This is a genomic window from Hyphomonas sp., assembly GCF_041689225.1.
Lineage (GTDB): Bacteria > Pseudomonadota > Alphaproteobacteria > Caulobacterales > Hyphomonadaceae > Hyphomonas.
Map to the genome: position 1 here is coordinate 12421 of NZ_JBDNGN010000117.1, position 24336 is coordinate 36756.

22 protein-coding genes and 2 tRNA genes are annotated in these 24336 nt (G+C 59.6%); 13 read left to right on the forward strand and 11 right to left on the reverse strand.

Annotated elements, in window-relative coordinates:
- Nucleotides 1-84: 84 nt before the first annotated feature.
- Together tig and ACESNB_RS11695 are read right to left on the reverse strand one after the other, a co-directional pair.
- Nucleotides 85-1422, reverse strand: coding sequence for a trigger factor (gene tig / locus ACESNB_RS11690; protein WP_373007481.1), 1338 nt, complete (start codon nt 1420-1422; stop codon nt 85-87).
- Nucleotides 1423-1566: 144 nt separating this feature from the next.
- Nucleotides 1567-1640 (reverse strand) — tRNA-OTHER (locus tag ACESNB_RS11695).
- Nucleotides 1641-1824: 184 nt separating this feature from the next.
- On the opposite strand from ACESNB_RS11695, the gene ACESNB_RS11700 reads away from it, so the two are divergent.
- Nucleotides 1825-2703 (forward strand): toll/interleukin-1 receptor domain-containing protein, encoded by an 879-nt coding sequence (locus ACESNB_RS11700; protein WP_373007483.1) that lies wholly within the window; start codon nt 1825-1827, stop codon nt 2701-2703.
- Nucleotides 2704-2719: 16 nt separating this feature from the next.
- On the opposite strand, the gene ACESNB_RS11705 is transcribed toward ACESNB_RS11700, so the two are convergent.
- The 4 genes from ACESNB_RS11705 to ACESNB_RS11720 all read right to left on the reverse strand — a co-directional run bounded on the left by ACESNB_RS11705 (nt 2720) and on the right by ACESNB_RS11720 (nt 5849).
- Nucleotides 2720-2804 (reverse strand) — tRNA-Leu (locus ACESNB_RS11705).
- 355 nt (nt 2805-3159) lie between these two features.
- A complete protein-coding gene (locus ACESNB_RS11710) occupies nt 3160-4602 on the reverse strand; it encodes an NAD(P)H-hydrate dehydratase (protein WP_373007485.1) in 1443 nt (480 codons plus the stop codon).
- 9 nt (nt 4603-4611) lie between these two features.
- Nucleotides 4612-5151 carry a histidine phosphatase family protein gene (locus ACESNB_RS11715; protein ID WP_373007487.1) on the reverse strand — a complete coding sequence of 180 codons (540 nt, stop codon included), beginning with the start codon at nt 5149-5151 and terminating at the stop codon, nt 4612-4614.
- Nucleotides 5148-5849, reverse strand: a complete 702-nt coding sequence (locus tag ACESNB_RS11720; protein ID WP_373007489.1) for a Coq4 family protein — start codon at nt 5847-5849, stop codon at nt 5148-5150. The genes ACESNB_RS11715 and ACESNB_RS11720 overlap by 4 nt, the downstream gene beginning before the upstream one ends.
- 313 nt (nt 5850-6162) lie before the next feature.
- Here ACESNB_RS11720 and ACESNB_RS11725 point away from each other — a divergent pair, with 313 nt between their 5' ends.
- Together ACESNB_RS11725 and glnA are read left to right on the forward strand one after the other, a co-directional pair.
- Complete coding sequence (locus ACESNB_RS11725) at nt 6163-6501, forward strand: P-II family nitrogen regulator (protein ID WP_373007491.1); 339 nt, start codon at nt 6163-6165, stop codon at nt 6499-6501.
- A 58-nt stretch (nt 6502-6559) separates the two neighbouring features.
- Nucleotides 6560-7963 (forward strand): type I glutamate--ammonia ligase, encoded by a 1404-nt coding sequence (glnA, locus tag ACESNB_RS11730; protein ID WP_373007493.1) that lies wholly within the window; start codon nt 6560-6562, stop codon nt 7961-7963.
- A 141-nt stretch (nt 7964-8104) separates the two neighbouring features.
- On the opposite strand, the gene clpX is transcribed toward glnA, so the two are convergent.
- From clpX to ACESNB_RS11750, 4 genes are all read right to left on the reverse strand, one after another.
- Complete coding sequence (clpX, locus tag ACESNB_RS11735) at nt 8105-9367, reverse strand: ATP-dependent Clp protease ATP-binding subunit ClpX (RefSeq protein ID WP_373007495.1); 1263 nt, start codon at nt 9365-9367, stop codon at nt 8105-8107.
- Between the two features lie 128 nt (nt 9368-9495).
- Nucleotides 9496-10119, reverse strand: a complete 624-nt coding sequence (locus tag ACESNB_RS11740; RefSeq protein ID WP_373007497.1) for an ATP-dependent Clp protease proteolytic subunit — start codon at nt 10117-10119, stop codon at nt 9496-9498.
- Nucleotides 10120-10237: 118 nt separating this feature from the next.
- On the reverse strand, nt 10238-11149 hold the full coding sequence (locus ACESNB_RS11745; RefSeq protein WP_373007499.1) for an alpha/beta fold hydrolase: 912 nt from the start codon (nt 11147-11149) through the stop codon (nt 10238-10240).
- Nucleotides 11150-11214: 65 nt separating this feature from the next.
- The gene (locus tag ACESNB_RS11750; RefSeq protein WP_373007501.1) at nt 11215-11607 is read right to left on the reverse strand and encodes a uracil-DNA glycosylase family protein; all 393 of its coding nucleotides are present in this window, start codon (nt 11605-11607) and stop codon (nt 11215-11217) included.
- A gap of 249 nt (nt 11608-11856) precedes the next feature.
- Here ACESNB_RS11750 and ACESNB_RS11755 point away from each other — a divergent pair, with 249 nt between their 5' ends.
- The 5 genes from ACESNB_RS11755 to ACESNB_RS11775 all read left to right on the forward strand — a co-directional run bounded on the left by ACESNB_RS11755 (nt 11857) and on the right by ACESNB_RS11775 (nt 17063).
- The gene (locus ACESNB_RS11755; protein ID WP_373007503.1) at nt 11857-12753 is read left to right on the forward strand and encodes a pirin family protein; all 897 of its coding nucleotides are present in this window, start codon (nt 11857-11859) and stop codon (nt 12751-12753) included.
- A 96-nt stretch (nt 12754-12849) separates the two neighbouring features.
- Nucleotides 12850-13179, forward strand: a complete 330-nt coding sequence (locus ACESNB_RS11760) for a hypothetical protein (RefSeq protein WP_373007505.1) — start codon at nt 12850-12852, stop codon at nt 13177-13179.
- Between the two features lie 156 nt (nt 13180-13335).
- On the forward strand, nt 13336-15078 hold the full coding sequence (locus ACESNB_RS11765) for a M28 family metallopeptidase (protein WP_373007507.1): 1743 nt from the start codon (nt 13336-13338) through the stop codon (nt 15076-15078).
- An 84-nt stretch (nt 15079-15162) separates the two neighbouring features.
- Nucleotides 15163-15960 (forward strand): 23S rRNA (adenine(2030)-N(6))-methyltransferase RlmJ, encoded by a 798-nt coding sequence (rlmJ, locus tag ACESNB_RS11770; RefSeq protein ID WP_373007509.1) that lies wholly within the window; start codon nt 15163-15165, stop codon nt 15958-15960.
- Nucleotides 15957-17063 (forward strand): FAD-dependent oxidoreductase, encoded by a 1107-nt coding sequence (locus tag ACESNB_RS11775; RefSeq protein WP_373007511.1) that lies wholly within the window; start codon nt 15957-15959, stop codon nt 17061-17063. The genes rlmJ and ACESNB_RS11775 overlap by 4 nt, the downstream gene beginning before the upstream one ends.
- A gap of 69 nt (nt 17064-17132) precedes the next feature.
- On the opposite strand, the gene ACESNB_RS11780 is transcribed toward ACESNB_RS11775, so the two are convergent.
- Nucleotides 17133-17285 carry an entericidin A/B family lipoprotein gene (locus ACESNB_RS11780; protein WP_373007513.1) on the reverse strand — a complete coding sequence of 51 codons (153 nt, stop codon included), beginning with the start codon at nt 17283-17285 and terminating at the stop codon, nt 17133-17135.
- Between the two features lie 165 nt (nt 17286-17450).
- On the opposite strand from ACESNB_RS11780, the gene purQ reads away from it, so the two are divergent.
- From purQ to purL, 5 genes are read left to right on the forward strand one after another with little or no spacing between them, the layout of a single operon-like run.
- Nucleotides 17451-18119 carry a phosphoribosylformylglycinamidine synthase subunit PurQ gene (purQ, locus tag ACESNB_RS11785; protein WP_373007516.1) on the forward strand — a complete coding sequence of 223 codons (669 nt, stop codon included), beginning with the start codon at nt 17451-17453 and terminating at the stop codon, nt 18117-18119.
- 44 nt (nt 18120-18163) lie between these two features.
- Nucleotides 18164-19636: a sulfotransferase gene (locus tag ACESNB_RS11790; RefSeq protein WP_373007518.1), complete on the forward strand. Its 1473-nt coding sequence runs from the start codon at nt 18164-18166 to the stop codon at nt 19634-19636.
- Nucleotides 19629-20639: an adenosine deaminase gene (locus ACESNB_RS11795; RefSeq protein WP_373007520.1), complete on the forward strand. Its 1011-nt coding sequence runs from the start codon at nt 19629-19631 to the stop codon at nt 20637-20639. Before ACESNB_RS11790 ends, ACESNB_RS11795 begins: the two co-directional genes overlap by 8 nt.
- Before the next feature lie 38 nt (nt 20640-20677).
- Nucleotides 20678-21865, forward strand: coding sequence for a DUF3089 domain-containing protein (locus tag ACESNB_RS11800; RefSeq protein WP_373007522.1), 1188 nt, complete (start codon nt 20678-20680; stop codon nt 21863-21865).
- A 47-nt stretch (nt 21866-21912) separates the two neighbouring features.
- Complete coding sequence (gene purL, locus ACESNB_RS11805; protein WP_373007524.1) at nt 21913-24201, forward strand: phosphoribosylformylglycinamidine synthase subunit PurL; 2289 nt, start codon at nt 21913-21915, stop codon at nt 24199-24201.
- Nucleotides 24202-24336 lie beyond the last annotated feature (135 nt).

The following is a 24336-nucleotide window of genomic DNA, read 5'->3' on the forward strand; positions in this document are numbered from 1 at the left end:
CTTACCCAGTGTCGCGCAAACGAAAGGCGCCGGACGTCATTCCTGAAGCCCGGCGCCCTTGTTTCTATTCAGTTTGGTCGAAGACTACTCGTCTTCTTCCTTGAACAATTCCTCGCGCGTTACCGTCTCGTCGGTGACCTTGGCAGTCGTGAGGATGTGGTCGACCACCTTGTCTTCGTAGATTGGCGCGCGCAGCTGGGCCATCGCATTCGGGTTCTTCTGGAAGAACTCGACAACCTGCTTTTCCTGGCCCGGATACTGGCGGGCTTCGGCGATCAGGGCCTGGTTCACTTCCTGCTCGGTGATCCGCAAGTCGGCGATGCGGCCGATTTCGGCGAGCACGAGTCCGAGGCGGACGCGGCGCTCGGAAATCTTGCGGTACTCGGATTTCAACTCGTCTTCCGACTTGGCCTTGTCCTCGTCAGACACGCGACCGGCGTCCATTTCGGTTTGTAGCTGTTGCCAGATCTGGTTGAACTCCTGCTCGACCATGTTCGGCGGCAGATCGAAATCGTGCGCATCGTCCAGTTTGTCCAACAGGTCACGCTTCGCCTTGGCCCGCGAAACATTGTCATGTTCGGCCTTGAGCTGGTCCTTCACGAGACCCTTGAGCTGCGCCAGGTCCTCAAGGCCGAGGCCCTTTGCGAACGCGTCGTCCAGTTCAGGTGATTTTGGCGCGCGAACTTCGCTCACCTTGACCTCGAATACGGCAGCTTTGCCGGCCAGTTGCGCCGATGGATAGTCTTCGGGGAACGTGACATTCAGCTCGGTTTCTTCACCCGTTTTGACGCCGAGAAGCTGTTCTTCAAAGCCCGGGATGAACCGGTTGGCGCCGAGAACCACCGATTGTTGCTCAGCCGTGCCGCCTTCAAACGCAACGCCGTCGACCTTGCCGACGAAGTCGATGACAACTGCGTCGCCGTCTTTGGCTTTCGCCGTCTTGGCGCGTGGCTCGTACTGGATGTTCTGCTCGGCGATACGGCCAAGGGCCTCGTCGATCTGCGCGTCGGAGACTTCGGCAACCGGGCGCGTGATCGTGAGTGCCGAAATGTCGGCCGGCGTGAATTCGGGCATCACGTCGATATGCATGTGGTAGGAAAGGTCGGCTTCGCCTTTGACGACGGCTTCCATGTCAGCGTCGAGTTGAACGTCTGGCTGGCCCGCAGGGCGCAGTTCGTTTTCTTCAAGCGCTTTCTGATTAGTCTCGTCGACGAGCTTGTTGACCAGCTCTCCCATCAGGTCGCGACCGAACATCTTGCGAACGTGCGCAGCGGGAACCTTGCCCGGGCGGAACCCTTTGAGCTTCATTTGCGGACGAATTTCTTCGATCCGCGCATCAAGCTTCGTTTTGAGTTCGCTCGCCGGAACCTTCACTTCGAATGTGCGGCTAAGACCTTCTGCCTTGGTCTGGGTAACTTCCATTGGTTTATTCATCCGTTTTTGGGGTCGCGAGGCAAAAAAGCACGCTGGAGGCTGTGTGAAACCTGTCTGAAGGCGCGGCTTATGTCATAGGCGAAAGCCCCTGTCCACGCAGACTCTGCCGGATATGCTGCATGTTCAGGAGCCTGGTGCGGATGAGAGGACTCGAACCTCCACGCCTTGCGGCGCTGGAACCTAAATCAAGGGTTGTCCCGATACGCTGTAGAGTTTTCGATGCGGCAAGCGATACCTGGAGTGACTAGTCAAATTACGCCTCACGCGTCACACCTGCGTCACCAGCCGCAATTACTCGTAGCATCAGGCTTCAAGTTGGTTGAATCAAATGTTCAAATGAATTGAACTGTGCGCTATCGCCACGAATTGAGTTTCAAACCGGATTATGAAATGGCCGCAGCGACCGAGCATCAATTTGATATCTTCCTGTCCTACTCGCGGCAGGATCGAGATTTGTTATCAGATTTGGTTCGGATGTTGCGAGGAGCCAGCCGAACCGTTTTCCAGGATGTCGAGGAACTGAAGGGCGGCGATCAGTTTCCAGACAAGTTGCATGAAGCGTTACAAGCAAGCCACATCATAGCCTGCTGTTGGTCTCCAGCATTCTTCCAAAGCAGGTGGTGCCTTCATGAAGCTCGCTATGCCTTGAAACGCGAAAAGCTTCTGCCTCTGGTAATTGCCCCTCTCGACACCATCGATCTCCCGCCAGATTTGGAGAATGCGAACTACTTCGATCTGACCACGTGGGACGGTGATTTCGATGCGGAAATTTGGCAGGCAGTGTCAAAGGACATTAAGAAACGGCTACCTGTGCCATTGAGCGGCATAGCTCCAGAAAAACAGGCACTGTTCCGTTTCATCTACGAGCTACCTTTTAGACATCACGCCGCAACGGAAGCCAATGATGATCGTCTAGGTAGCATCAACACTTACGATATGATGGCGGGGTTGATTGATATCGCAGATACGCTGGGGCGCTATTGGCAACAGCTCAAAAGGATAGAGTCCGGTTACAACTCGAACGTGGATTGGGCGAAGGAATTCAAAGATCGAAAACAGGCCATCATATCCAGTCTGCCCCCTTACGACCCTCATGGCGGGACTATTCAAAAGATTGAACGCGCCTCGTCTGTCCAGAACGCGGTCGCTGGCATGGTTATCGAACAGGTCGAATCAATGATGCCAGAAAATGACATCATTGATTTCAAAACTTGGGCGAGACATTTCATGCAAGCACAGCCTTTGCCGCCGCTTCGCTCAGGCAATTAAAGCAACCTCAAACTAGTGGTGCGGGTAGAGGGACTCGAACCCCCACGCCTTGCGACACGAGAACCTAAATCTCGCACGTCTACCAATTCCGTCATACCCGCATGCAAGCTCGAAGATAATGCCTGCTGAACCGCGCGTCACCTACGACGTCACATTTCGGTGCCCGTTTGGAACAAGTTGGAGGTCGCTGCAAGCTCTCATCTCTGAGTAGAAGAACGCCCAATATCCGCCTTGGAATACCAATCTAGCGTTTCATGGTTTGGAGGTTGCTATAGTTTCGTTGTCGTCGCCTCGATTAAGGACGACACAACCATCTGTTTTAATTGATATTATTTTGTTCGACGGCGCGGAAAAACCTAAATCCAGTGCGTCTACCAATTCCGCCACACCCGCGACGCGCGGTTCCTACGCGAGCGTGCAGGGCGTTTCAACAGGAAACACCATGCGCCCGGATTTTCAGGCATTTTCTCCGTGCAAGGCGCCGAGAATGGTCGGAATTTGTCGCTCCAGGTCCTCTGAAACCAGCCCGGCTCCGACCCGCCTGCCCGCTTCACCATGCAACCAGGTTGCCATCGCGGCGGCCTCAAAGGTAGGCATGCCTTGTGCCATGAGACCGGCTATCAGCCCCGCCAGGACATCGCCTGAACCTGCCGTCGCCAGCCAGGGAGTCGCATGCGTATTGACGATCGCACGTCCGTCAGGTGCCGCAATCACCGTATCGGCCCCTTTGAGCAGCACCACGCATCCAGCTTCCCGCGCTGCGCGCCGCGCCGTCTCGATCTTGTTGACCTCGGATTCTGCAGGATCACCGAAGAGCCGACGGAACTCGCCGACATGCGGCGTTATGATGTCATCTGGCCGCAAGCGCTTGAAGAGCGATTTCGGCGCGCTGTCGAAGACCGTCAGCGCGTCAGCGTCGAGCAGGACCCGCGTATCCGATTTGAGCAGGAGTTCGACATTGGCCCGGGTAGCAGGCGTTATGCCGGCAGCCGGGCCGATCACAACCACCTGCGCGGTCGCTGCTGCCGATTCCAGATCATCGGAGCCATTGATGGCCTGCAACATGACAGCGGTGAGATGGCTTGCATTCGTGGACACCGCGCCCGGCGGCGACAGGACCGTAACCAGGCCGGCCCCGACCCTCAGCCCGGCCGTGGCGGCAAGGCGCGCCGCGCCTGTTGCCGATGCCGGCCCGCTGATCACCTTGAGATGGCCGCGCTGATGCTTGTAAGCAGCCTGGCCCGGACGCGGCATGATGGGTGCCCACAGGACCGGACTGTTCTCGAATGCGGATGTCTGGACCGGCACGCCGATATCGGCGGCTGCGACCAGTCCGCAATAAGCGGCTGCGGGCTGAAGCACATGCGCCGGGCGCAGGCCCGCAAACGTCATCGTGCCCTCGGCACGGAAGCATGGCCCGAGCGGCTGGGCCGTCAGCCCATCGATGCCCGACGGCACGTCGACCGACACAACCCTGCCGCCGCGCTGGGCCAGTTCTGCTGCCACGCCGTCGAGCGGGCGCGAAAGGCCGCCGCCAAAGAGGGCGTCAAGCACCACGGCATGAGGTGCCTGCACAGCGGCTTCGAGCGGACGAACCTCACCGTCCCAGAGCGCCGCTGCCTTCGCGGCATCGCCGGTCAGCGAGGTGATATCCACGGCGCAGAACACATCAACCTTGCGCCAGAGCTTGGACAGGCGTGCCGCTGCGACGAACCCGTCGCCGCCATTGCCGCCCGGCCCGCACAGGACCTGTACTATTCCTTCGGGCCAACGCGCATGGAGGAACTCTGCGACGGCCGTCCCGGCGCGCGTCATCACTTCAAAACTGTCTGTGCCTGCTGCGAAGACCGCCTGTTCAGCGGCGGTCATTTCCTGTGGTGTAATGATTGGTCTGCCCATGGGGCGACCTCATAACACGCGTGTTGCGGATTCGCTTCCATATTCAGCAACTGAAAGCGGGCCGTTTGCCCGCGTCAATTGCGTTACAGAACAATGCCCCGGACGAAACACGACAACCCTCGGATCCGCCTCGATCATCCCGACAAGCGCGTTGATCGCGACAAAGTGCGAGAAAACCACTGTCTGGTCGGGAAGCCCTGAGACAAAGTCCAGCATGGCACGGCGCCAGTCGACAAAACTATGCGAGCCGCCGTGCCAGTCCCCTGCCATCAGCGTGCGAAGCCATGTGGCGCGCTCATCAATGCCTTCCGGCGTATCAATCTCGGATATTTCCGGCACCACGGTAGCGACAAGGCCCATGCGCTGTTCAAACGGCAAGGCTGTTTCCCGGCATCTCAGCATCGGGCTGGAAATGGCTGACGTGGCTCCGAGCGCCATCAAGGCGTTCGCTGCTGCGGCCGCCTGCTTCTGTCCCAGCTCGCTCAGTCCCGGGTCAGGGTGATCACCCCAACCGGCCGCGGCCTCGCCGTGCCGAACAAGATAAATCATGCGGCGATCTGAATCTGGTCAGCCCCGATACCCATGTCGGCACATACGTCCAGTGCATTGAGGTAGGCGACCGGCGTGGCGATATTAAGACGCGCACGGGCAGCTTCGAGGGGTTCATGCAGCAGTGCGATGATGTCTTCTCTCACTATGCGGGATGCCGCAGAACCGTTTCGCTTGCCTTCCCGGAAGCAATCCATCACGCGCGCCTCTTTCGGTACGCTCTTCATGATCTGGCGGGTGCCCATAAAAGATATGAAGATCACACCCTTTCCCGGGTTCTGGCTGTAGGTGAAGGCGAGAAGGCTGGCTTCGCCGAGCGCATCGCGACCGTATCCGGAGAGCACGTGAAACAGGTCGTGCGTATCGCGCAGGCGGTTGCCGTACCAGCGATAGTCGTCATCGAAGTCGCGCATGGCGCCTTTGAATTTCTCGCTTTCCTCGACAAGTCCCTGAGCTGTGAGCCCTTCGCGCTCCATGAAATCGACATAGGCGCGGCCAACCGTGCCGTCGGGCAGCGCCCGGATCCAATCATGGTCGTCCAGCAGGGGTGGCAGGTATTCCTTCTTTGAGAGCAGCGCCTGTCCCTCGTCGCTGGCAGCGAAAGCGTGGAAATTCTTCTCGAACGAACGTCCGTTGAGCGACTCGATAATATGAAAGACCTGTTCGGTGTCTTCCTTGTCGGCGATCAGCTTCTGCATGTGCCTCCAGGCGACCAGCGGGCGAAACCTCGCCGGACGGCGATCTGGGTGGATGAACGCTTCGGTCATTGAATTCTGCTCTCGCTGCAATTTCTCCCTCTGGATACCATATGCCGCCCGACATTAAAAGTGACGCTAGCGTCATCTTCGTTAATCGGAACCACTCACTCGGCGCCCATTATTTAGGCAGTGATGTCCAATATTCGACCAGGCACCCCAATCACCCGCCGTTTCGGTATCTTGTGCTCGCCTCTCAGGCCGAGTGAGCTTACCCAAAATCAATATCAATTCAGCGGCTGGGAGAACATGGGCCATGAAGAAAATCGAAGCAATCATCAAGCCATTCAAGTTGGACGACGTGAAGGAAGCACTGCAGGAGATCGGTTTGCAGGGCATGACAGTCATCGAGGCCAAGGGCTTCGGTCGCCAGCGCGGCCACACGGAGCTCTACCGCGGCGCGGAATATGTCGTGGATTTCCTTCCCAAGCTCAAAATCGAAATCGTCCTGGCCGACAGCGCTGTCGACGGCGCGGTGGAGGCCATCAAGAAAGCCGCGCATACCGACAAGATCGGCGACGGCAAGATCTTCGTTTCGGCCGTACTCGAGGCTGTGCGAATCCGCACCGGAGAAACAGGCGACGCTGCGCTCTAATCCTGCAATAATGACATTCTAGACTCAGCAAACCGCACAATCCTGGAGGGCAAATCCAATGGCTGACAAGCTAATCAAAATGATGAAAGACGAAGACGTACAATACGTCGATCTTCGTTTCACCGATCCGCGCGGCAAGATGCAGCACGTGACATTCCACAAGAACATGGTCGAAGACGACTTCTTCTCCGAAGGCCAGATGTTCGACGGTTCCTCGGTTGCCGGCTGGAAGGCCATCAATGAATCCGACATGCTACTGATGCCGGATCAGGACACTGCCATCATCGACCCGTTCTTCCAGCAAACGACGCTTGCGGTGATGTGTGACGTACTCGATCCGATCACCGGACAACCCTATAACCGCGATCCGCGGACAACTGCCAAGAAAGCCGAAGCCTACGTGAAAGCGGCGGGCGTGGGTGACACGGTATTCTTCGGGCCGGAAGCCGAGTTCTTCGTGTTCGACGACGTGCGCTGGTCGGTGGAACCGCATTCGACCGGCTACAGCTTCGATTCGACCGAACTTCCGATCAACACAAACAAAGAATACCCGATGGGCAACATGGGCCACCGTCCAGGTCCAAAGGGTGGCTATTTCCCAGTGCCGCCGATCGATTCCGAACAGGACATGCGCAGCGAAATGCTGTCGGTCATGTTCGACATCGGCCTTGATCCCGAGAAGCACCATCATGAAGTGGCTCCTGCCCAGCACGAACTGGGCCTGAAATTCTCGACCCTGACCGTGATGGCCGACCGCCTGCAGCTCTACAAATACGTCGTCCACAACGTGGCGGCATCGTATGGCAAGACGGCGACTTTCATGCCCAAGCCCATGTTCAAGGACAACGGCTCCGGCATGCACGTCCACCAGTCGATCTGGGGTGGCGGCAAGCCCCTCTTCGCCGGCGACAAATATGCCGGCCTGTCGGAGATGTGCCTCTATTATATCGGCGGCATCATCAAGCACGCCAAGGCGCTTAACGCAATCACCAACCCGTCGACCAACAGCTACAAGCGCCTGGTCCCGGGCTACGAAGCGCCTGTCATGCTGGCCTACTCGGCCCGCAACCGGTCGGCTTCGATCCGCATTCCATTCGGCTCCAACCCGAAAGCCAAGCGTATCGAAACACGCTTCCCGGATCCGGCGGCAAACCCGTATCTGGCCTTCGCGGCGCTGCTCATGGCCGGTCTCGATGGCATCGAGAACAAGATCCATCCAGGCGACGCCATGGACAAGGATCTCTACGATCTGCCGCCAGAAGAAGCAAAAGCCATCCCACAAGTTTGTGGATCACTGCGCGAAGCCCTTGCGGCGCTCGATGCAGATCGTAAGTTCCTCACCAAGGGCGGTGTTTTCGACGATGATCAGATCGATGCCTATATCGAACTAAAAATGGAAGAGAACATGCGCTATGAGCTCCACCCGCATCCGGTGGAATTCGAAATGTACTACAAGGTTTAAGAGCCGAATCTCTCTCTCTTAAGCCTTGTAGGGCCGGCACCTTCGGGTGTCGGCCTTTTCTTTGTCTCAGACATGACCGCCAAAGAAAAAGCCCCGGACCGAAGGTCCAGGGCTTTTCTATTCTTGATGGTGTCTGATGGCTCAGCCGGCTTCAGGCTGGCTCTTCTTTGAGTGCACGTAAAGCGGCTCGGCATTGCCTTCGACCACTTCGCCATTGATCACGACTTCTTCAACGCTGCGCAGGTTTGGCAATTCGAACATCGTGTCGAGCAGGATCGATTCCATAATCGACCGCAGGCCACGGGCACCGGTCTTGCGACCGATCGCACGACGCGCAACGCTCGTCAGGGCTTCAGGCGTGAACGTCAGCGAGACATTCTCCATGTCGAACAGCTTCTGGTACTGCTTCAGCAGTGCGTTCTTAGGCTGGGTCAGAATCTCGATCAGAGCGCCCTCATCCAGGTCTTCCAGAGTCGCAATGACCGGAAGGCGGCCGATGAATTCAGGGATCAGGCCGAAGCGCTGCAGGTCTTCCGGCTCCGTGTTGCGCAGGATTTCGCCCACGCCGCGCGCCTCCGGATCCTTGAGCGAAGCACCAAAGCCAATCGAGGCATTCTCGCCCCGCGAGGAAATGATCTTGTCGAGCCCGGAAAAGGCACCGCCACAGATGAACAGGATGTTCGTCGTGTCGACTTGCAGGAATTCCTGCTGGGGATGCTTGCGGCCGCCTTGGGGCGGCACAGCAGCAACCGTGCCTTCCATGATCTTGAGCAGCGCCTGCTGGACGCCCTCACCCGACACATCGCGTGTGATAGACGGATTATCGGACTTGCGTGAAATCTTGTCGATCTCATCGATATAGACGATGCCGCGCTGGGCGCGTTCAACATTATAGTCTGCCGACTGCAGCAGCTTCAGAACAATGTTTTCAACATCTTCACCGACATAACCGGCTTCGGTCAAAGTTGTGGCATCAGCCATGGTGAAGGGCACATCCAGGATGCGCGCCAGCGTCTGCGCAAGCAGCGTCTTGCCGCAGCCCGTCGGGCCAACCAGCAGGATGTTGGATTTTGCCAGCTCTACGCCATCCGTCTTGCCGGCATGCGACAGGCGCTTGTAGTGATTGTGCACGGCGACGGACAGGATGCGCTTGGCAAGGCGCTGCCCGATGACATAGTCATCCAGCACATCACAGATTTCCTGAGGTGTCGGCACGCCTTCGCGCGACCGGACCATGGCCGTTTTGTTTTCTTCGCGGATGATATCCATACACAGTTCGACGCACTCGTCGCAGATGAACACCGTAGGTCCAGCGATAAGCTTCTTAACTTCGTGCTGGCTCTTTCCGCAGAAAGAACAATATAGCGTATTCTTCGAATCGCCTGAGCCGTTTTGCTTGGTCATGCCGTCCTCAATGCCGGGTAAGGTTTAACGGGGCCTTTAAGCGCCCTCACCCGGTTTCTTAATATGACAATAAGGGTCATGGCCCACCCTGCAAGAGGCGGGCCGCAATTGGTAGGGAGCGTCGCCGCCTATTTTTCGTCCTCAGCGTCGCGGCGCTCAAACACCTTGTCGACAATGCCGAACTCGACCGCTTCTTCCGCCGTCAGGAACGTATCCCGGTCGAGTTTACGCTCGATCACGTCATATTCCTGACCCGTATGCTTGACGTAGATATTGTTGAGACGCCGCTTCAGGTCGATAATGTCCTTCGCGTGACGCTCGATATCTGTAGCAACGCCTGAATATCCGCCCGATGGCTGGTGCAGCATCACGCGGGCATTTGGCAGGCAGGTGCGCATGTCGTGCTCGCCCGCAGCCAGCAGAAGCGAGCCCATGCTGGCGGCCTGGCCGAAGCAGACAGTCGAAATCGGGCAACGAATATATTGCATCGTGTCATAGATCGCGAGGCCCGATGTGACGTAGCCGCCAGGACTGTTGATATACATAGCGATGTCTTTTTTCGGGTTTTCCGACTCGAGGAACAGCAGCTGCGACGTGATCAGCGCGGCCATGCTGTCGTCAATTCCGCCGGTGACGAAAATGATGCGCTCTTTCAGAAGGCGCGAAAAGATATCAAACGCCCGCTCCCCCCGGCTGGTCTGTTCCACCACCATGGGAACAAGGTTGAGGGCAGTCTGGTACGAACTCGTCATGAAATCAGGCCTCAGGGCTGGCTGTCAGGAATCTCTATTCTGCCAGAACTGGCAGAATGACCTATATTTGTCCACGCGCGACTGATCGCAAGGGGCTTTGGGCTGTGGAATGCGCGCTTCAGCGCCACGGCCATTCCGACCTGCCGCTTGGCAAGGGCGATGCCGGGTCCCTCATGAACGCGAGATAGTCAGCCTGCACGGATTCGGCCTGCAGGTCTCGCAAGAGCATATGATAGCCGTTCGGGTAGTACACGGTGCGAACGCCGTCCGGCAGGTTCCTGCTTGTGCGTTTCACGCCGGCAGGCGGTATCACGAGGTCGTTTGCGCCATATGACAGCAAGGTGGGCAAGCCGGCGGGCAGCCGCCCGGCCCGCATGTGCGCTGTCTCCATCAGCCTGACGACGCCATATACTTGGTCGATCCGGTTAAAGGTCATCATCAAGGGATCAGACCATGTCCGGCGCAGCATCTCGACATTGTCCGACGGTTCAATCTTCACCAGACGGCGCGGCGGTCTCACGATCCAGCCCGGCCGCGTGTGCGTTGAGGCCCAGAGGCTGGCCTTGTAGATGGGATTCATTGCCCCCCACCCGCGAAGGCCTGGCCCCGACGCGATCAGCCTGTCAGCCGCTGGAGGCCGGTCCGATCCAAACGCGCTCATGGCGACAGACCCGCCCATCGAGATGCCAACTACCGTAATAACCGCTTTGGGGTGCCTGGCCCGCGCGACACTTACAGCCGCGCGCAGGTCCTCACGCATCAATTCCTCTTCGGGCCATATCCCGCGACCGGGCGACCGGCCAAACCCGCGCTGGTCATAGGCATAAGTCGTCACGCCATTCTCCGCCCAATACGGCGCCGCCATATGAAACGCATTTGCATAATCGTTCATGCCGTGGACGCCGACCACGACGAGTTCCGGAGTCTCGACACCCTTGGCAGGCCAGACCGTGAGTCCCAGTCTGGCGCCATCGTCAGCGACGAACACATGATTTTCGGGATCGAAGCGCGGCGTGACCGGTGCTGACATCAGGAAGGCCCCCTGGGTTAAGGGATGGGTGCAACTGGCGACCGCAAAAGCCGCGATCACGAGCGTCAGGAGTCCAAGGCATCCCACGCGGCGCGCCGTAGTTCCGGCAGCACGTCGGCGTCGAACCAGGGATTTCGCTTTAGCCATCCAGTGTTTCTCCAGCTTAGGTGCGGTATAGTGAACATTCGCTCACTTGTAAAGGCCTGCCAGTTCCGGACGGTGTGCGTCAAAGACTTCCCGGCCCGTTTGCCGAGATGCCATTTTTGGGCATAACCTCCGACAAGAATGCTCACCTTGAGGTCCGGCAACTGCGCGAGGAGGTCAGCGCGCCATGTTTCCGCGCAGCGTTTCATCGGCGGCAGGTCGCCGCCCTTTTTGTCGTTTCCGGGAAAGCAGAACCCCATCGGCACGATGGCCACCCGCGTCGCATCGTAGAACTCGGCCTCGGTGACGCCCATCCATTCACGCAAGCGGACACCCCGACGGATCATTGAACGGCGTGCCCGTCACATCGGCCAGGTCTCCCGGCGCTTGCCCTGCGACCAGTATCCTCGCGCTTCCGCTCACCTGCAGCACGGGGTTCAGCGCGCGGCTCATCTCATGTTCACGCAGCCAGCACGCGTGAATCTGATCGAGATATGATTTGAGATCGTCGATTATATAGCCATATGTGAGGACGGATTTGGATCAGGAAAGAGCTACGTCCCATGGCTAACGAGATTGTCAGAAAAATCGACCCGCGCGCCCGCGACCTTGGCGGCGGTTTCCGTGTCCGGCGCGTGCTGCCTTTCCACGCCCACAAGATGGTGGGGCCTTTCATTTTCTTCGACCATTTCGGCCCTGTGGACTACGCGCCCGGCGAAGGATTCGACGTGCGCCCGCACCCGCATATCGGTCTCGCCACCGTGACCTACCTGTTCGAAGGCGCCATCCGCCATCAGGACAGCCTCGGTACTGATCTCGTTATTCGTCCGGGCGCCGTGAACTGGATGACCGCTGGCCACGGTATTGTTCATTCCGAGCGCACGCCGCTGCCTGAACGTGAAGCCGGCCAGAGTATGCATGGATTGCAGACCTGGGTTGCCCTGCCACTCAGCCACGAAGCCATCGCGCCGTCGTTCGTGCACCACGCCGCCGACACGCTACCCGCGTTCAAAGAGAACGGCGCTGACGTCCGCGTGCTCGCCGGTGAAGCCTGGGACCACCGCTCGCCTGTCGATTTCCCATGGCCGATTCTCTATCTCGCGATCGAAACGCCAGATGGCGCCAGTCTCACACTACCTGCGGGCCTCGCCGAGGAGCGCGCGCTCTACCTGGTTTCAGGTGGCGTACGCGTGGATGGCGAACGCGTCGAGGAAGGCGTCATGCTCATCCTCGCGCCGGGTACCGACATTCCGGTGGAATTCTTTCCGGGAACGAAGGCTGTAGTCTGTGGCGGAGCGCCATTGGATGGACCGCGAAAAATCGACTGGAATTTTGTCGCATCCGATGAGGCCATGATTGAGCAGGCCAAGCAGGACTGGAATGAATACTCGCAGTCCCACGGCACAGACCGGTTCCCGCCGGTACCGGGTGACGAGACAGAATGGATCCCCCTGCCCTGAAATCGCCGCATTTAATTGACACGCCCGCCCTAGGCGAATTCCGGGAAGGGCGTTCGCCATACACAAGACAATAAAGTCTCAGAGAGGGTGAAATTCATGAACATCAAACTTATCGCCGGTGCCGTTGCATCAATGGCTATGCTCGCCGCTTGCGCAACACCAACCGTTGCCGAATCCGAAACCGCCGCAAGCCTCGACGCCGCTTCGGCCGAAGTTTCCGCTGACGTGGCTGCAGATGCAGCTGATGTCGCCGTGGAATCTGCTCCTGCCGCTGTCGCCGCTGAAGTGACCGAAGATGCAACCGTCGCTGCAGAAGCTGCTGACGTTGCGGAAGAAGCCGCTGACGCGGCTGCTGATTCAGCGGAAGAAGTCGCAGAAGAAGCAGCCGAAGAAGCTGAAGCTGCTGCCGAACAAGCTGCGGAATAGTTTCTGACTGATAACAAGTCGATCAAGGGCGGACTCCAGCAATGGGGTCCGCCTTTTTTACTGGTCCCTCCCCAGCATGCGGCTTGAAGCCCGAAGCGGCGCATGCCAGACCCGTTGGCAATCTCTGAACGATGCCCATTGGAGGGGCAAACATCCATGAAAAATTTTGCACTTGCCGTGTCGTTGATCGCACTCGCCGCATGCGGCGGCCCGAAGCAGGAAGCGCCTGTCGATGCGCCTGTCGCCGAAACGCCGCCAGCCGAAACGCTGCTTCTGCCGCTCCCAGCCGATACGACAGCTGATATTAACGCAAGCGACCTTGCCCAGCGTATCAAAGCGCTGGCTGACGACACGTTCGAAGGTCGCGGCCCCGGCACGCCAATCGGCGAGGCCGCTGCTGCCTGGATCGGCGCCGAAATGGCGCGCATCGGCCTCCAGCCCGGCAGTGACGACGGCACGTATTTCCAGAAGGTCGCCATGGTCAACCAGACCATTGACCCCGCACAATCCTTCCTCACTTTCACGGTGCCGGACGGCACGGAAATGCCGACCGTCCTGAAGGAAGACTCGGTCATCTGGACCAAGCATCAGGATTCCGCGACAATTTCATTCGCACCGTCCGACGTCGTCTTCGTCGGCTACGGCGTTGTCGCGCCGGAATATGACTGGAACGATTATGCCGGCCAGGACGTCACCGGCAAGACAGTGGTCATCCTCGTGAATGATCCTGGTTTTGCCACGGGCGACACGGATCTCTTCAAGGGCAAGGCCATGACCTATTACGGTCGCTGGACTTACAAGTACGAAGAGGCGGCCCGTCAGGGTGCCGCCGCCGCGATCATCGTCCACGAGACCGAACCAGCCTCTTATGGCTGGGATGTTGTGAAGAACTCCTGGTCGGGCGCACAGTCTGACCTTGTTCGCGCCGATGGCGGCGCCAACCGGGCCCTGATGGAAGGCTGGATCAGCCGTGCGATGGCTGAAAAGCTTCTCGCCTCCGCCGGCAAGGATTTCGAAGCGATGAAAACCGCCGCGAAAACGCCCGGCTTCCAGGCGGTCCCCCTGACCGGCGTCAAGGCGACGGGGGAAATCGTGCAAACGATCGAAAACCTCGACAGCCGTAACGTGATCGGTGTCCTTCCGGGCGCAACCACGCCAGACGAATATGTGCTCTACACGGCGCACTGGGATCACCTCGGCAAGAAGACGGGCCAGAAAACCGGCGCCCCGGGCGAAGACTTCTATGACGACCAGATCTTCAATGGCGCAGTGGACAATGCGACCGGCGCTTCGGCCCTGCTCGAACTGGCCGAGGCTTTTGCCGCCGAGTCGCATGATCGTTCGCTATTGTTCGTATCGGTGACACTCGAAGAGTCCGGCCTTCTCGGCTCGGAATATTTCGCTGAGCACCCGACAGTACCGCTCAACCAGATCGTCGCGGGCGTGAACATGGACGGCGCGCTGCCTGTGGGCCGCACGCACAACATGGTCGTGATCGGCTATGGCGCATCGCAGCTTGAGGACCGCCTCGCGGCCATCCTGAAGGCCAATGACCGCGTCATTACACCGGACGGCAAACCGGAAGCGGGATACTTCTACCGGTCCGACCACATCTCGCTCGCCAAGCGTGGCGTGCCGATGCTCTATGCCGACGGTGGCGACGACAAGCTTGAAGGCGGCGTAGCCGCAGGCAAGGCCGCGGCAGCGGCTTACACAGCCGAGCGCTACCACAAGCCAATGGACGAATATTCGGATGACTGGGACCTCTCCGGCTTCACCGAGGACATCCAGGCGCTCTATGCCGTGGGTAAAGGCATCGCCGATTCGTCCGACTGGCCGACCTGGTATCCGGGCAACGAGTTCGAGGCCGCCCGCAAGGAATCGCTCGCTTCCGAATAGACGCGAACGCCCAAACGTCTTAGTCCCGGATGGCCCTGACGGTCGTTCGGGACTATTTCATTCTGACGCCGGAAAGGCGCCTCCATGCTCTCCTACCAACATGGCTACCACGCAGGAAACCGCGCCGACGTGCTCAAGCACGCCGTCCTTCACGCGCTGCTCGGACATATCGCGGCGGTCGGCAAACCGATCCTCTATGTCGAAACGCATTCGGGGCGCGGACGCTATGACCTGACCGGCGAACAGGCACGCAAGGGCGGCGAAGCGGAGACGGGCATCCTGGCCTTGCACCGTGGCAAGCCGCCACGTGCGCTGAAACCCTGGGTATCGCATGTTGAAGACTGCGGCATGAAAAACTATCCGGGCTCTCCCGACCTCGCACGTCAGCTTTTGCCGCCAACGGCACGCATGGTGTTCTTCGAAAAGCACCCTGCGGAGCACGCGGCATTGGAAGCCGCCGTCGGCAGCGACCCCCGCGTTCAGGTCAAGCATTCCGACGGTTATTCCGGTGCGCTGAAACTGTCGCCCCGGGGCGGCGAACAGATGGTCTGCTTTGTTGACCCCAGCTATGAGACCAGCCGTGACATTGACGCGCTTGCCCTCTGGACACCGCGCGCGCTGAAACGCTGGCCGCAAGGCATCCTGATCCTCTGGCTGCCGCTCTTCCGGGACGGCCGCGAGGCAGAATTCGGTGAATACCTTGCCGGCCTCGACGACTGCATAATCGCCGGCGCCAGATGGCCAGTGGACGTCAATGACGAAAGCGCGCTTGAAGGCTCGGCCGTCGTCGCCTTCCGCGCTCCTGCTGCCGCCAGTGACCCGAGCCACGCCATCGCCGCTGCGATCCAGTCCTGGTGGTCATCGCCGGCAGCCAAGGCATGACGCGCATCCTCCTGATCGGAGGAGGACACACGCATGTCGTAGCGTTGAGACACCTCGCCCGGCGCAAACCTGCCGGGCTGGACATCCATCTCGTCAGCCCTGACCTCACGACATCCTACAGCGGATTGTTGCCCGGCCACATTGCCGGGCACTGGAAGCGCCACACCCTTGAAATACCCCTCCCGCCGCTCTGCCGCACCGCTGGCGCCACCTTGCATTCCACCCGCGCAACCTCGCTGGACCCCGCCGCGCAGACTGTCGATCTCGCTGATGGTGACACGCTTTCGTTCGACTATGCGTCACTGGATATCGGCGCGATAGCCGAAGTCTCAGGCCCGGAAAGCCTGCGAAAACTCGGCGTTCCCGTGAAACCGCTCGGCCCGTTCGCGGACCGCTGGTCAGCGTTTGTTTCCCAAGTAGAGACCGGCAAGCTTCCGCCTCACGCCGCCGTCCTCGGTGCCGGGACAGCTGGCGTCGAACTGGCCTTGTCGATGAAATACCGGTTGGAAAAACTGGGCCTTTCTCGTCCTGTCCACGTGTCATTAATCGAGCGCGGGACCGACCTGCTGCCAGGCGGCAACGCATCAATGCGGGCGCAGCTGCAGCGCGAACTGAAGCGGGCCGGCGTAGCGATGTTCACAGGTGAAACTGTTGCAGATGCTGACGAGGACAGTCTCCGCCTCGCATCTCGCGAGGACGTCCCGGCAGGCTTTGTGGCCCTCGCGACCGGCGCGCGCCCACAGGCCTGGCTGACCGGGACAGGGCTCACCCTGAACGACGGATTCGTTTCCGTGGGTCAGGCACTTCAATCCGTCAGCCACCCCCACGTCTTCGCGTGTGGGGACACGGCCCACCTGACGTTTGACCCGAGACCCAAGGCCGGCGTTTTCGCCGTGCGTCAGGGAGCGGTGCTCGCCAAACAGCTCGTCAGGCTCGCGGCCAATCAGCCGCTAGCCCAGTACCACCCGCAGAAGGATTACCTGAAGCTTGTCAGTCTTGGTCGACGCCGCGCCATTGCTGAGAAATGGGGCGTCACCCTGAACATGCCGGGACTTTGGGCTCTGAAGCGCCATATCGACCTGAAATTCATGGACAATTACTGATCCGCACAGCCGGCCGTAGCGTGACGGAACGGGCGTCCGGCTGGAAATTCCCGCCGGACGCCAACCGGATTACTCGGTAATTTCTTCTTTGACTTTCTTGGCCGCGTCCTGGACGACTTCGCCGCCAGCTTCAACGTCTTTGCCAACGCCTTCTACCGTGTTGCAGGCAGTGACGAACGGCACATAAGAAACGGCCATAAGGGCGATCAGAAACTTTTTCATGGAATGCTCTCCTTCTCGACTGAGCAATTCATGCTGAGCGCGTAATCGGGAACCAGCAAGCAGTAGTTTCGCACCGGCCGTCTCGTCGTGAATTGTTTCGTCCGGTACGGCCGATTCCGCCAAAACCAGTTCCCTTTTCCTCCGACTCCCTGCTAAAGGACGCGCATGAAAACCGCCGTCATCGTTTTTCCCGGATCCAACTGTGACCGGGACGCGCAGGATGCCCTGGCCAAGGTCACGGGCAAGGTCCCGGCCATGGTCTGGCACAAGGACGGGACGATCCCGTCCGACACCGACCTTGTCATGGTGCCCGGAGGCTTTTCCTACGGGGATTACCTGCGGTGCGGCGCAATTGCCGGCAACTCGCCAATCATCGAACAATTGACCGCGCACGCCAGACGCGGCGGCTATGTTCTGGGCGTCTGCAATGGCTTCCAGATCCTCTGCGAAACTCGTCTCCTGCCGGGAGCGCTGATGCGCAATGCGTCACTTCACTTCGTCTGCAAGCCACAACGCCTGTCCGTGGAAAGCGCCAATACCGCCTTTACCAGCGCCTATGCCGGGCGCGACACGGTCACCTTCCCGATCGCCCACCACGACGGCAACTTTTTCGCTGATGACGCGACGCTCGACCGGCTCGAAGGCGAAGGCCGGGTTACGTTCCGCTATGTTCAGGGCGAAAACCCGAACGGAGCCGCGCGTGACATCGCTGGCATCCTCAGCGAAAATGGTCGTGTGCTCGGTATGATGCCACACCCTGAACGCGCCGTCGGCGGCAACGAAGGCGGCCTTGATGGACTCGGCGTTTTCGAAAGCCTCGTCAGCGCCACCTGATCCGCTGGCCACGTGCGCCTGTCACACTTAAAACGACAGGCAGCATGACACAAAAACCACTGCCCCCTCGTATTGCCCAACGCCTTGCCCGAGCATCGATGCTCAGGGAATCCGGCAAAGTGCCCGAAGCCATAGCCGCCTATCGCGCCGTGCTGGCCGAAGCGCCAAACCTTCCTGATAGCTGGTACAATCTCGGCTGGCTTCTGCGGCGTGCCGGCGACCCGACTGCCGCCATTGCCGCCTATGATCGCGCCCTCGCGCTCAATGTCAGCGGTCCCGAAGAAGTGCTCCTCAACAAGGGGGTGATCTTTGCCGACGACTTGCTTGACCCAGCCAAGGCTCAGGACTCGTACCGCGCCGCACTCGCGATCAATCCCCGCTATGGACACGCCCGGTTCAATCTCGCCAACACGCTTGAAGACCTGGGCGACCGTGAAGGCGCGGCATCCGAATACCGTACACTGCTCCAACAATCGCCGAGCGAACCGGAACCCCTCGCCCGCCTCGCCAATTTGTCGAAAATCGATTCGCCGCATGATGAGCTTGTCGTACAGATTCAGTCTGCGCTTGTTCGCACCGACTTGCCCGCCTCCGCCCGGACGAGTCTTGGATTTGCGCTCGGTCGCCTGCTCGATCAGGTCGGCGCCTATGACCACGCATTTGAGGCGTTCAAGAACGCGAATGCCCAGAGTCTCGCGGCGCGCGACCCGAAGCAACCTGGCTACGATCCTGCGCGCCAGCATGCGCTGGTAGCAGCGCTCATGTCCCTGCCGGCTCCTGGGCCGATCACTCCTACCAGCACCGGCGCGCTTTCGCCCGTGTTCATCCTCGGCCAGTTCCGGTCCGGTTCGACTTTGCTGGAACAGGTCTTGTCCGCGCACAGCGCCGTTACAACGGGCGGAGAGCTTCCCCTTCTGGGCACGATCGCAGCGCGCGACCTGAGACCTTACCCGCAAAGCCTGGCCAATCTTTCCACCGCACGAGCCGCCGAGCTGCGCGACGTGTATCTCTCAGGCGTGGCGCTCCGCTTGCCTGGCGCTTCAGGCATCGTCACGGACAAACGCCCCGACAATTTCTACCATATCGGTCTCATACTCAGGTTGTTTCCGGATGCGCGCATCCTTCACACGGTCCGAGACCCCCTCGACACGTGCCTGTCGAACTATTTCCTCCACCTCAGCCACATGCAGCCTCACGCCCTCGACCTCGCCCATCTCGGCCACCAATACCGCGCTTATCAAGGGCTCATGGCGCATTGGAAATCCATCGCTCCGGACAAGATTATCGATGTGGATTATGATGCGCTGGTACGATCGCCTGAACTCGAAATCCGGAAGGTCCTGACCTTCCTCAACCTGCCGTTTGACGCCGCCTGCCTCGACTTTCACAATAGCCGCACGCCTGTTAAGACGGCCAGCGTCTGGCAAGTGCGCGAACCGCTCTACCAGCGTTCTTCGGGTCGCTGGCGGAACTATGAATCCCACCTGAGACCACTCCTGGAGGCCTTGAATGACTGACCGTGCTTCGCTGATCGCCAAACTGCCCAAAGCCGAACTCCACCTCCACATCGAAGGCAGCTTCGAGCCCGAACTGATGTTGGCAATTGCGGAGCGCAACAAGATTACGGTGCCCTTCAAGACTCTGGAGGAGGCCCGGGCTGCGTACGCCTTCTCCAATCTTCAGGAATTCCTCGACATCTATTATCAGGGCATGGCCGTCCTTCTCCATGAGCAGGATTTCTACGACCTGACATGGGCCTATCTTCAACGCGTAGCCACCGACAGTGTCCGCCATGTAGAGATATTCTTCGACCCGCAGGCGCACACCGAACGCGGCGTCGCCTTTGCGACGGTCGCCGATGGCATTCTCCGCGCGCTGAACGACGGCGAGGAAAAACTCGGCATCACGTCACGCCTGATCATGAGCTTCCTGCGCCATCTGAGTGAGGCGGACGGCTTCGCGCTCCTCGACGAGTCGACGCCTTATCACGACCGTTTCATTGGTGTCGGCCTGGACAGTTCAGAAGTCGGCAACCCGCCGTCCAAGTTTGGGCGCCTATTTGCGAAATGCCGGGAATTGGGATTCAAGCTCTGTCTCCATGCCGGCGAGGAAGGACCGCCGGAATATGTCCGCGAAGCGCTCATCGATATCGGCGCCGACCGCATCGACCATGGCAACCGGTCAATGGAGGATGCCGGACTGGTCCAGGTCCTGCTCGATTCGCAAACGCCACTGACCAACTGCCCCCTTTCCAACCTGTCGCTCTGCGTCATCGACGACCTTCGCGACAGCCCGCTGAAGACACAGCTGGAAGCGGGCTTGCTTGTGACGGTCAACTCGGATGACCCCGCCTATTTCGGCGGGTACATAAACCAGAACTATCTTGAGATCGCCGACGCACTCGACCTCAGCGCCGATCAACTCGTTCAACTCGCCCGAAACAGTTTCACCGGCGCCTTTCTCAGCGACGCCGACAAGGCCCGCCACCTTTCAGAAATCGACAAGGCTCTGAGAATCTGACAGCACTTCTCGGCAAGCAGAAATCCGAGGAAACATCCATGTTGAAGAAGCTGTTGATCGGCGCTACCGCGCTCGTCCTGTCATCGTGCTCCAAAGACGCACCGAAGAGCAACAACGCAACGCCCGTCGCCGAGCCGGCAGCGGCGCAAGCCCCCGGTTTCGAACAGAATGATTATGCCGACATGGCAAACTGGCTGTGCCACCCCGACAAGGCGTCAGACGCCTGCGCGATTGACCTGACCGCGACCGCAATCGCTGCCGACGGTACGACCTCGATCATCCCGTTCGAACCTGCCGTCGATCCTGAGTTTGATTGCTTCTACATCTATCCCACCGTCTCGTTTGACCCGACGCCCAACAGCGACATGACCCCCGGGCCCGAAGAACTGAATGTCGTGGCAAACCAGTTCGCACGCTATGGCGAGACATGCCGCCTGTTCGCACCCATCTACCGCCAGCGCACGCTGCTCGAGTTGCGCACGCAGATGATGACGGGCCAGTCCACCGCTAATGCAGAGATGCGCTATGCCGACGTGATCGACAGTTGGAACACATACATGAAGGACCAGAACAATGGTCGCGGCGTGGTCCTGATCGGTCATTCACAGGGCGCCGGCATGATTTACGACATGCTGAAAACAGACATCGTCGGATCGCCAGACCAAGCGAAACTGATTGCCGTACACGCCATCGGGTTTCCAACCAGGATTGACCCGGCAACTGGCAAGGCAGCAGGCCTGCCCGTCTGCAAATCGGGCGCCGAAACCGGTTGCCTCGTGAACTTCGAGAGCTTCCGCGCGACCGCGCCGCCGCCAGCCGACTCCCGGTTCGGACTAGCGGATGGTGACCACCGCGCCGTCTGTAACAACCCCACAGAGCTCACGGGCGACGGAGATGGCCTGCACGCCTTCATGCCGCGCCAAAGCCTCGGACGGCCTGCGCCAAACGACTATGGCGTACCCGTCGAGACGCCCTTCGTTTCGCTTCCGGACCTTCTGACGGCCACGTGCGAAGCCAATGAAACGCACGACTGGCTGGCCATTTCAATCAAGGCTGATCCGACGGACCCGCGCGCCGATGACATTCCCGGCGACGTGCTCGTCAACGGCGAAATCCTGGCCGACTGGGGCCTGCATCTCGTCGATATGAACCTCGCGATGGGCAATCTGGTCGCACTGGCCAAATCCGAGGGTGCCGCTTGGCAGGCGGCCCAAACGCCCGAGTGAGCACAATCAGGCTGGCGACTCGGGCACTTTGCGGTTAAAGCGCCCGCATGCCTGATACATCTGCGATACTCGCCCAGCTAACGACCACTCAGACCGCCAAAGAAGGCGTCGAACACGGCATCAAGGCCGATGAGTGGGAACGCCTCGTCACCCGCCTTGGCCGCCACCCAAACCTGGTCGAACTCGGCATCTATTCGGTGATGTGGTCCGAGCATTGCTCCTACAAGTCATCCCGGCGCCACCTGTCGAAATTCCCGACCAAGAACGCCCGCGTCATCCAGGGTCCCGGCGAGAATGCCGGCGTGATCGATATCGGCGACGGCCAGGCCGCCATCTTCAAGATGGAGAGCCACAACCACCCGTCCTACATCGAGCCCTACCAGGGCGCGGCGACTGGCGTCGGCGGCATCCTGCGTGACGTGTTCACAATGGGCGCGCGCCCAATCGCGCTGGTCAACGCCCTGCGCTTCGGCGACCCGAGCCATCCAAAGACCCGCAGCCTCGTGGCGGGTGTCGTCGCCGGCATCGGCGGCTATGGCAATTGCGTTGGCGTGCCCACGGTCGCGGGCGAGACGCAGTTCGACGCTGGCTACAATGGCAACATCCTCGTCAACGCGATGGCCATTGGCCTCGCGGACCAGGACAAGATTTTCTATGCGCGCGGCGCCACGCCCGGGAACCCGATCTTCTATGTCGGCTCCAAGACCGGCCGCGACGGCATCCACGGCGCAACCATGGCGTCGGCCGAATTCTCCGAAGGTGACGAGGAGAAACGTCCCACCGTTCAGGTCGGCGACCCGTTCACCGAAAAGCTGCTGATCGAGGCCTGCCTCGAACTGATGGCGACTGACGCGATCCAGGCCATCCAGGACATGGGCGCAGCCGGCCTGACATCGTCCAGCGTCGAAATGGCGGCCAGTGGCGGCGCCAATGGCGAAGGCATCGGCGTTGTCATGGACCTCGACAAGGTGCCCCAGCGCGAAGAGGGCATGACCGCCTATGAGATCATGCTGTCGGAAAGCCAGGAGCGCATGCTCATGGTGCTTTATCCCGACAAGATCGACATGGCGAAGGCGATTTTCGACAAGTACGATCTCTCCGCCGAAGTTATCGGCGAGACGACGGATACCGGCCACCTCGTGCTCACGCAGTTTGGGCAGGTCGTGTGCGATATCCCTGTCGCACCGCTGGCTGAAGACGCTCCCAATTATGACCGGCCATGGATCGAGCCGCCAAAACGCGCCGTACTCGACATCTCCAGATTCCCTGAGCCCGGGGATTATGGCGACGTGGTGCTCAAGCTGATGTCCTGTCCGGACATGGCGTCCAAGCGCTGGATCTGGGAACAGTATGACCGCCACGTGATGAACGACACGGTCGATAGTTCGCAGAGCATGGGTAACGCTGCTATCGTGCGCATCCACGGCACGAACAAGGCGCTCGCCATCTGTTCCGATTGCAACCCGCACTATGTCGCCGCCGACCCTTTTGAGGGCGGCAAGCAGGCTGTTGCAGAAGCCTATCGCAACCTGTCATCAGTCGGTGCCACACCGATTGCAATCACCGACAACCTAAATTTCGGCAACCCGGAAAAGCCCGCCACGATGGGCTACATCGTCAAGGCCATCGAAGGCATGGCCGAGGCCTGCCGCGTGCTCGACTTCCCCGTCGTGTCCGGCAACGTCTCGCTCTATAACGAGACCGACGGCGTGGCCATTCCACCGACGCCGGTCGTGGGCGGGATCGGACTGATCGAGGATGTCAGCAAGATAGCGACGCTCAAGGGCGCACAAAAAGACGACGTGCTGATTTTCATTGGCGACACGACTGGCCAGTTCGGCGCCTCACTTTTTGCGCGCGAATGGCTTGGGCTGAAAGGGGAATATCTCGGATCGCCGCCACCCATCGACCTCGAAATTGAGAAGAAGCACGCGACTTTCGTAAGGCAACTCATTCACGACGGGCTTGTCCATGCCGTGCACGATGTCAGCGATGGTGGAATTGCTTGTGCTGCGGCCGAATTGGCGCTGGCGAGTGGCATGGGAATGACAGTCTCGATCGAAGATATAGGCCAGGACAAGGCCGCCGCAATGAACCTGTTCTGCGAAGCCTCGGCGCGTTACCTGATTGCTGTTCCGCAGTCGTCACAGGCCGAGATCGTGCGGAGAGGCCACGAATTGTCCATCAATGCAGGCTGGTGCGGAAGTGTCCAAGGCGATAATCTCGTCTTCATTGAAGAGCCAGTCAAAGCACGAAAAGTGGCTGAACTGCCCCTCTCCCGGCTCCGGGAAGCACATGAAGGCTGGTTGCCAAACTACATGAACGAAATCGACTAGAGCACCGTGCGATTAATCTGACACATATCCGGCTTCCTTGAAATAGTTCCAGCATTCCTTTGGGTCGTAGAGATTGCAGATGTTTGCGATGGCGGTTTCGAGATCGTCGAAGTTTCGGGCGGCAGCGGCGCGCAA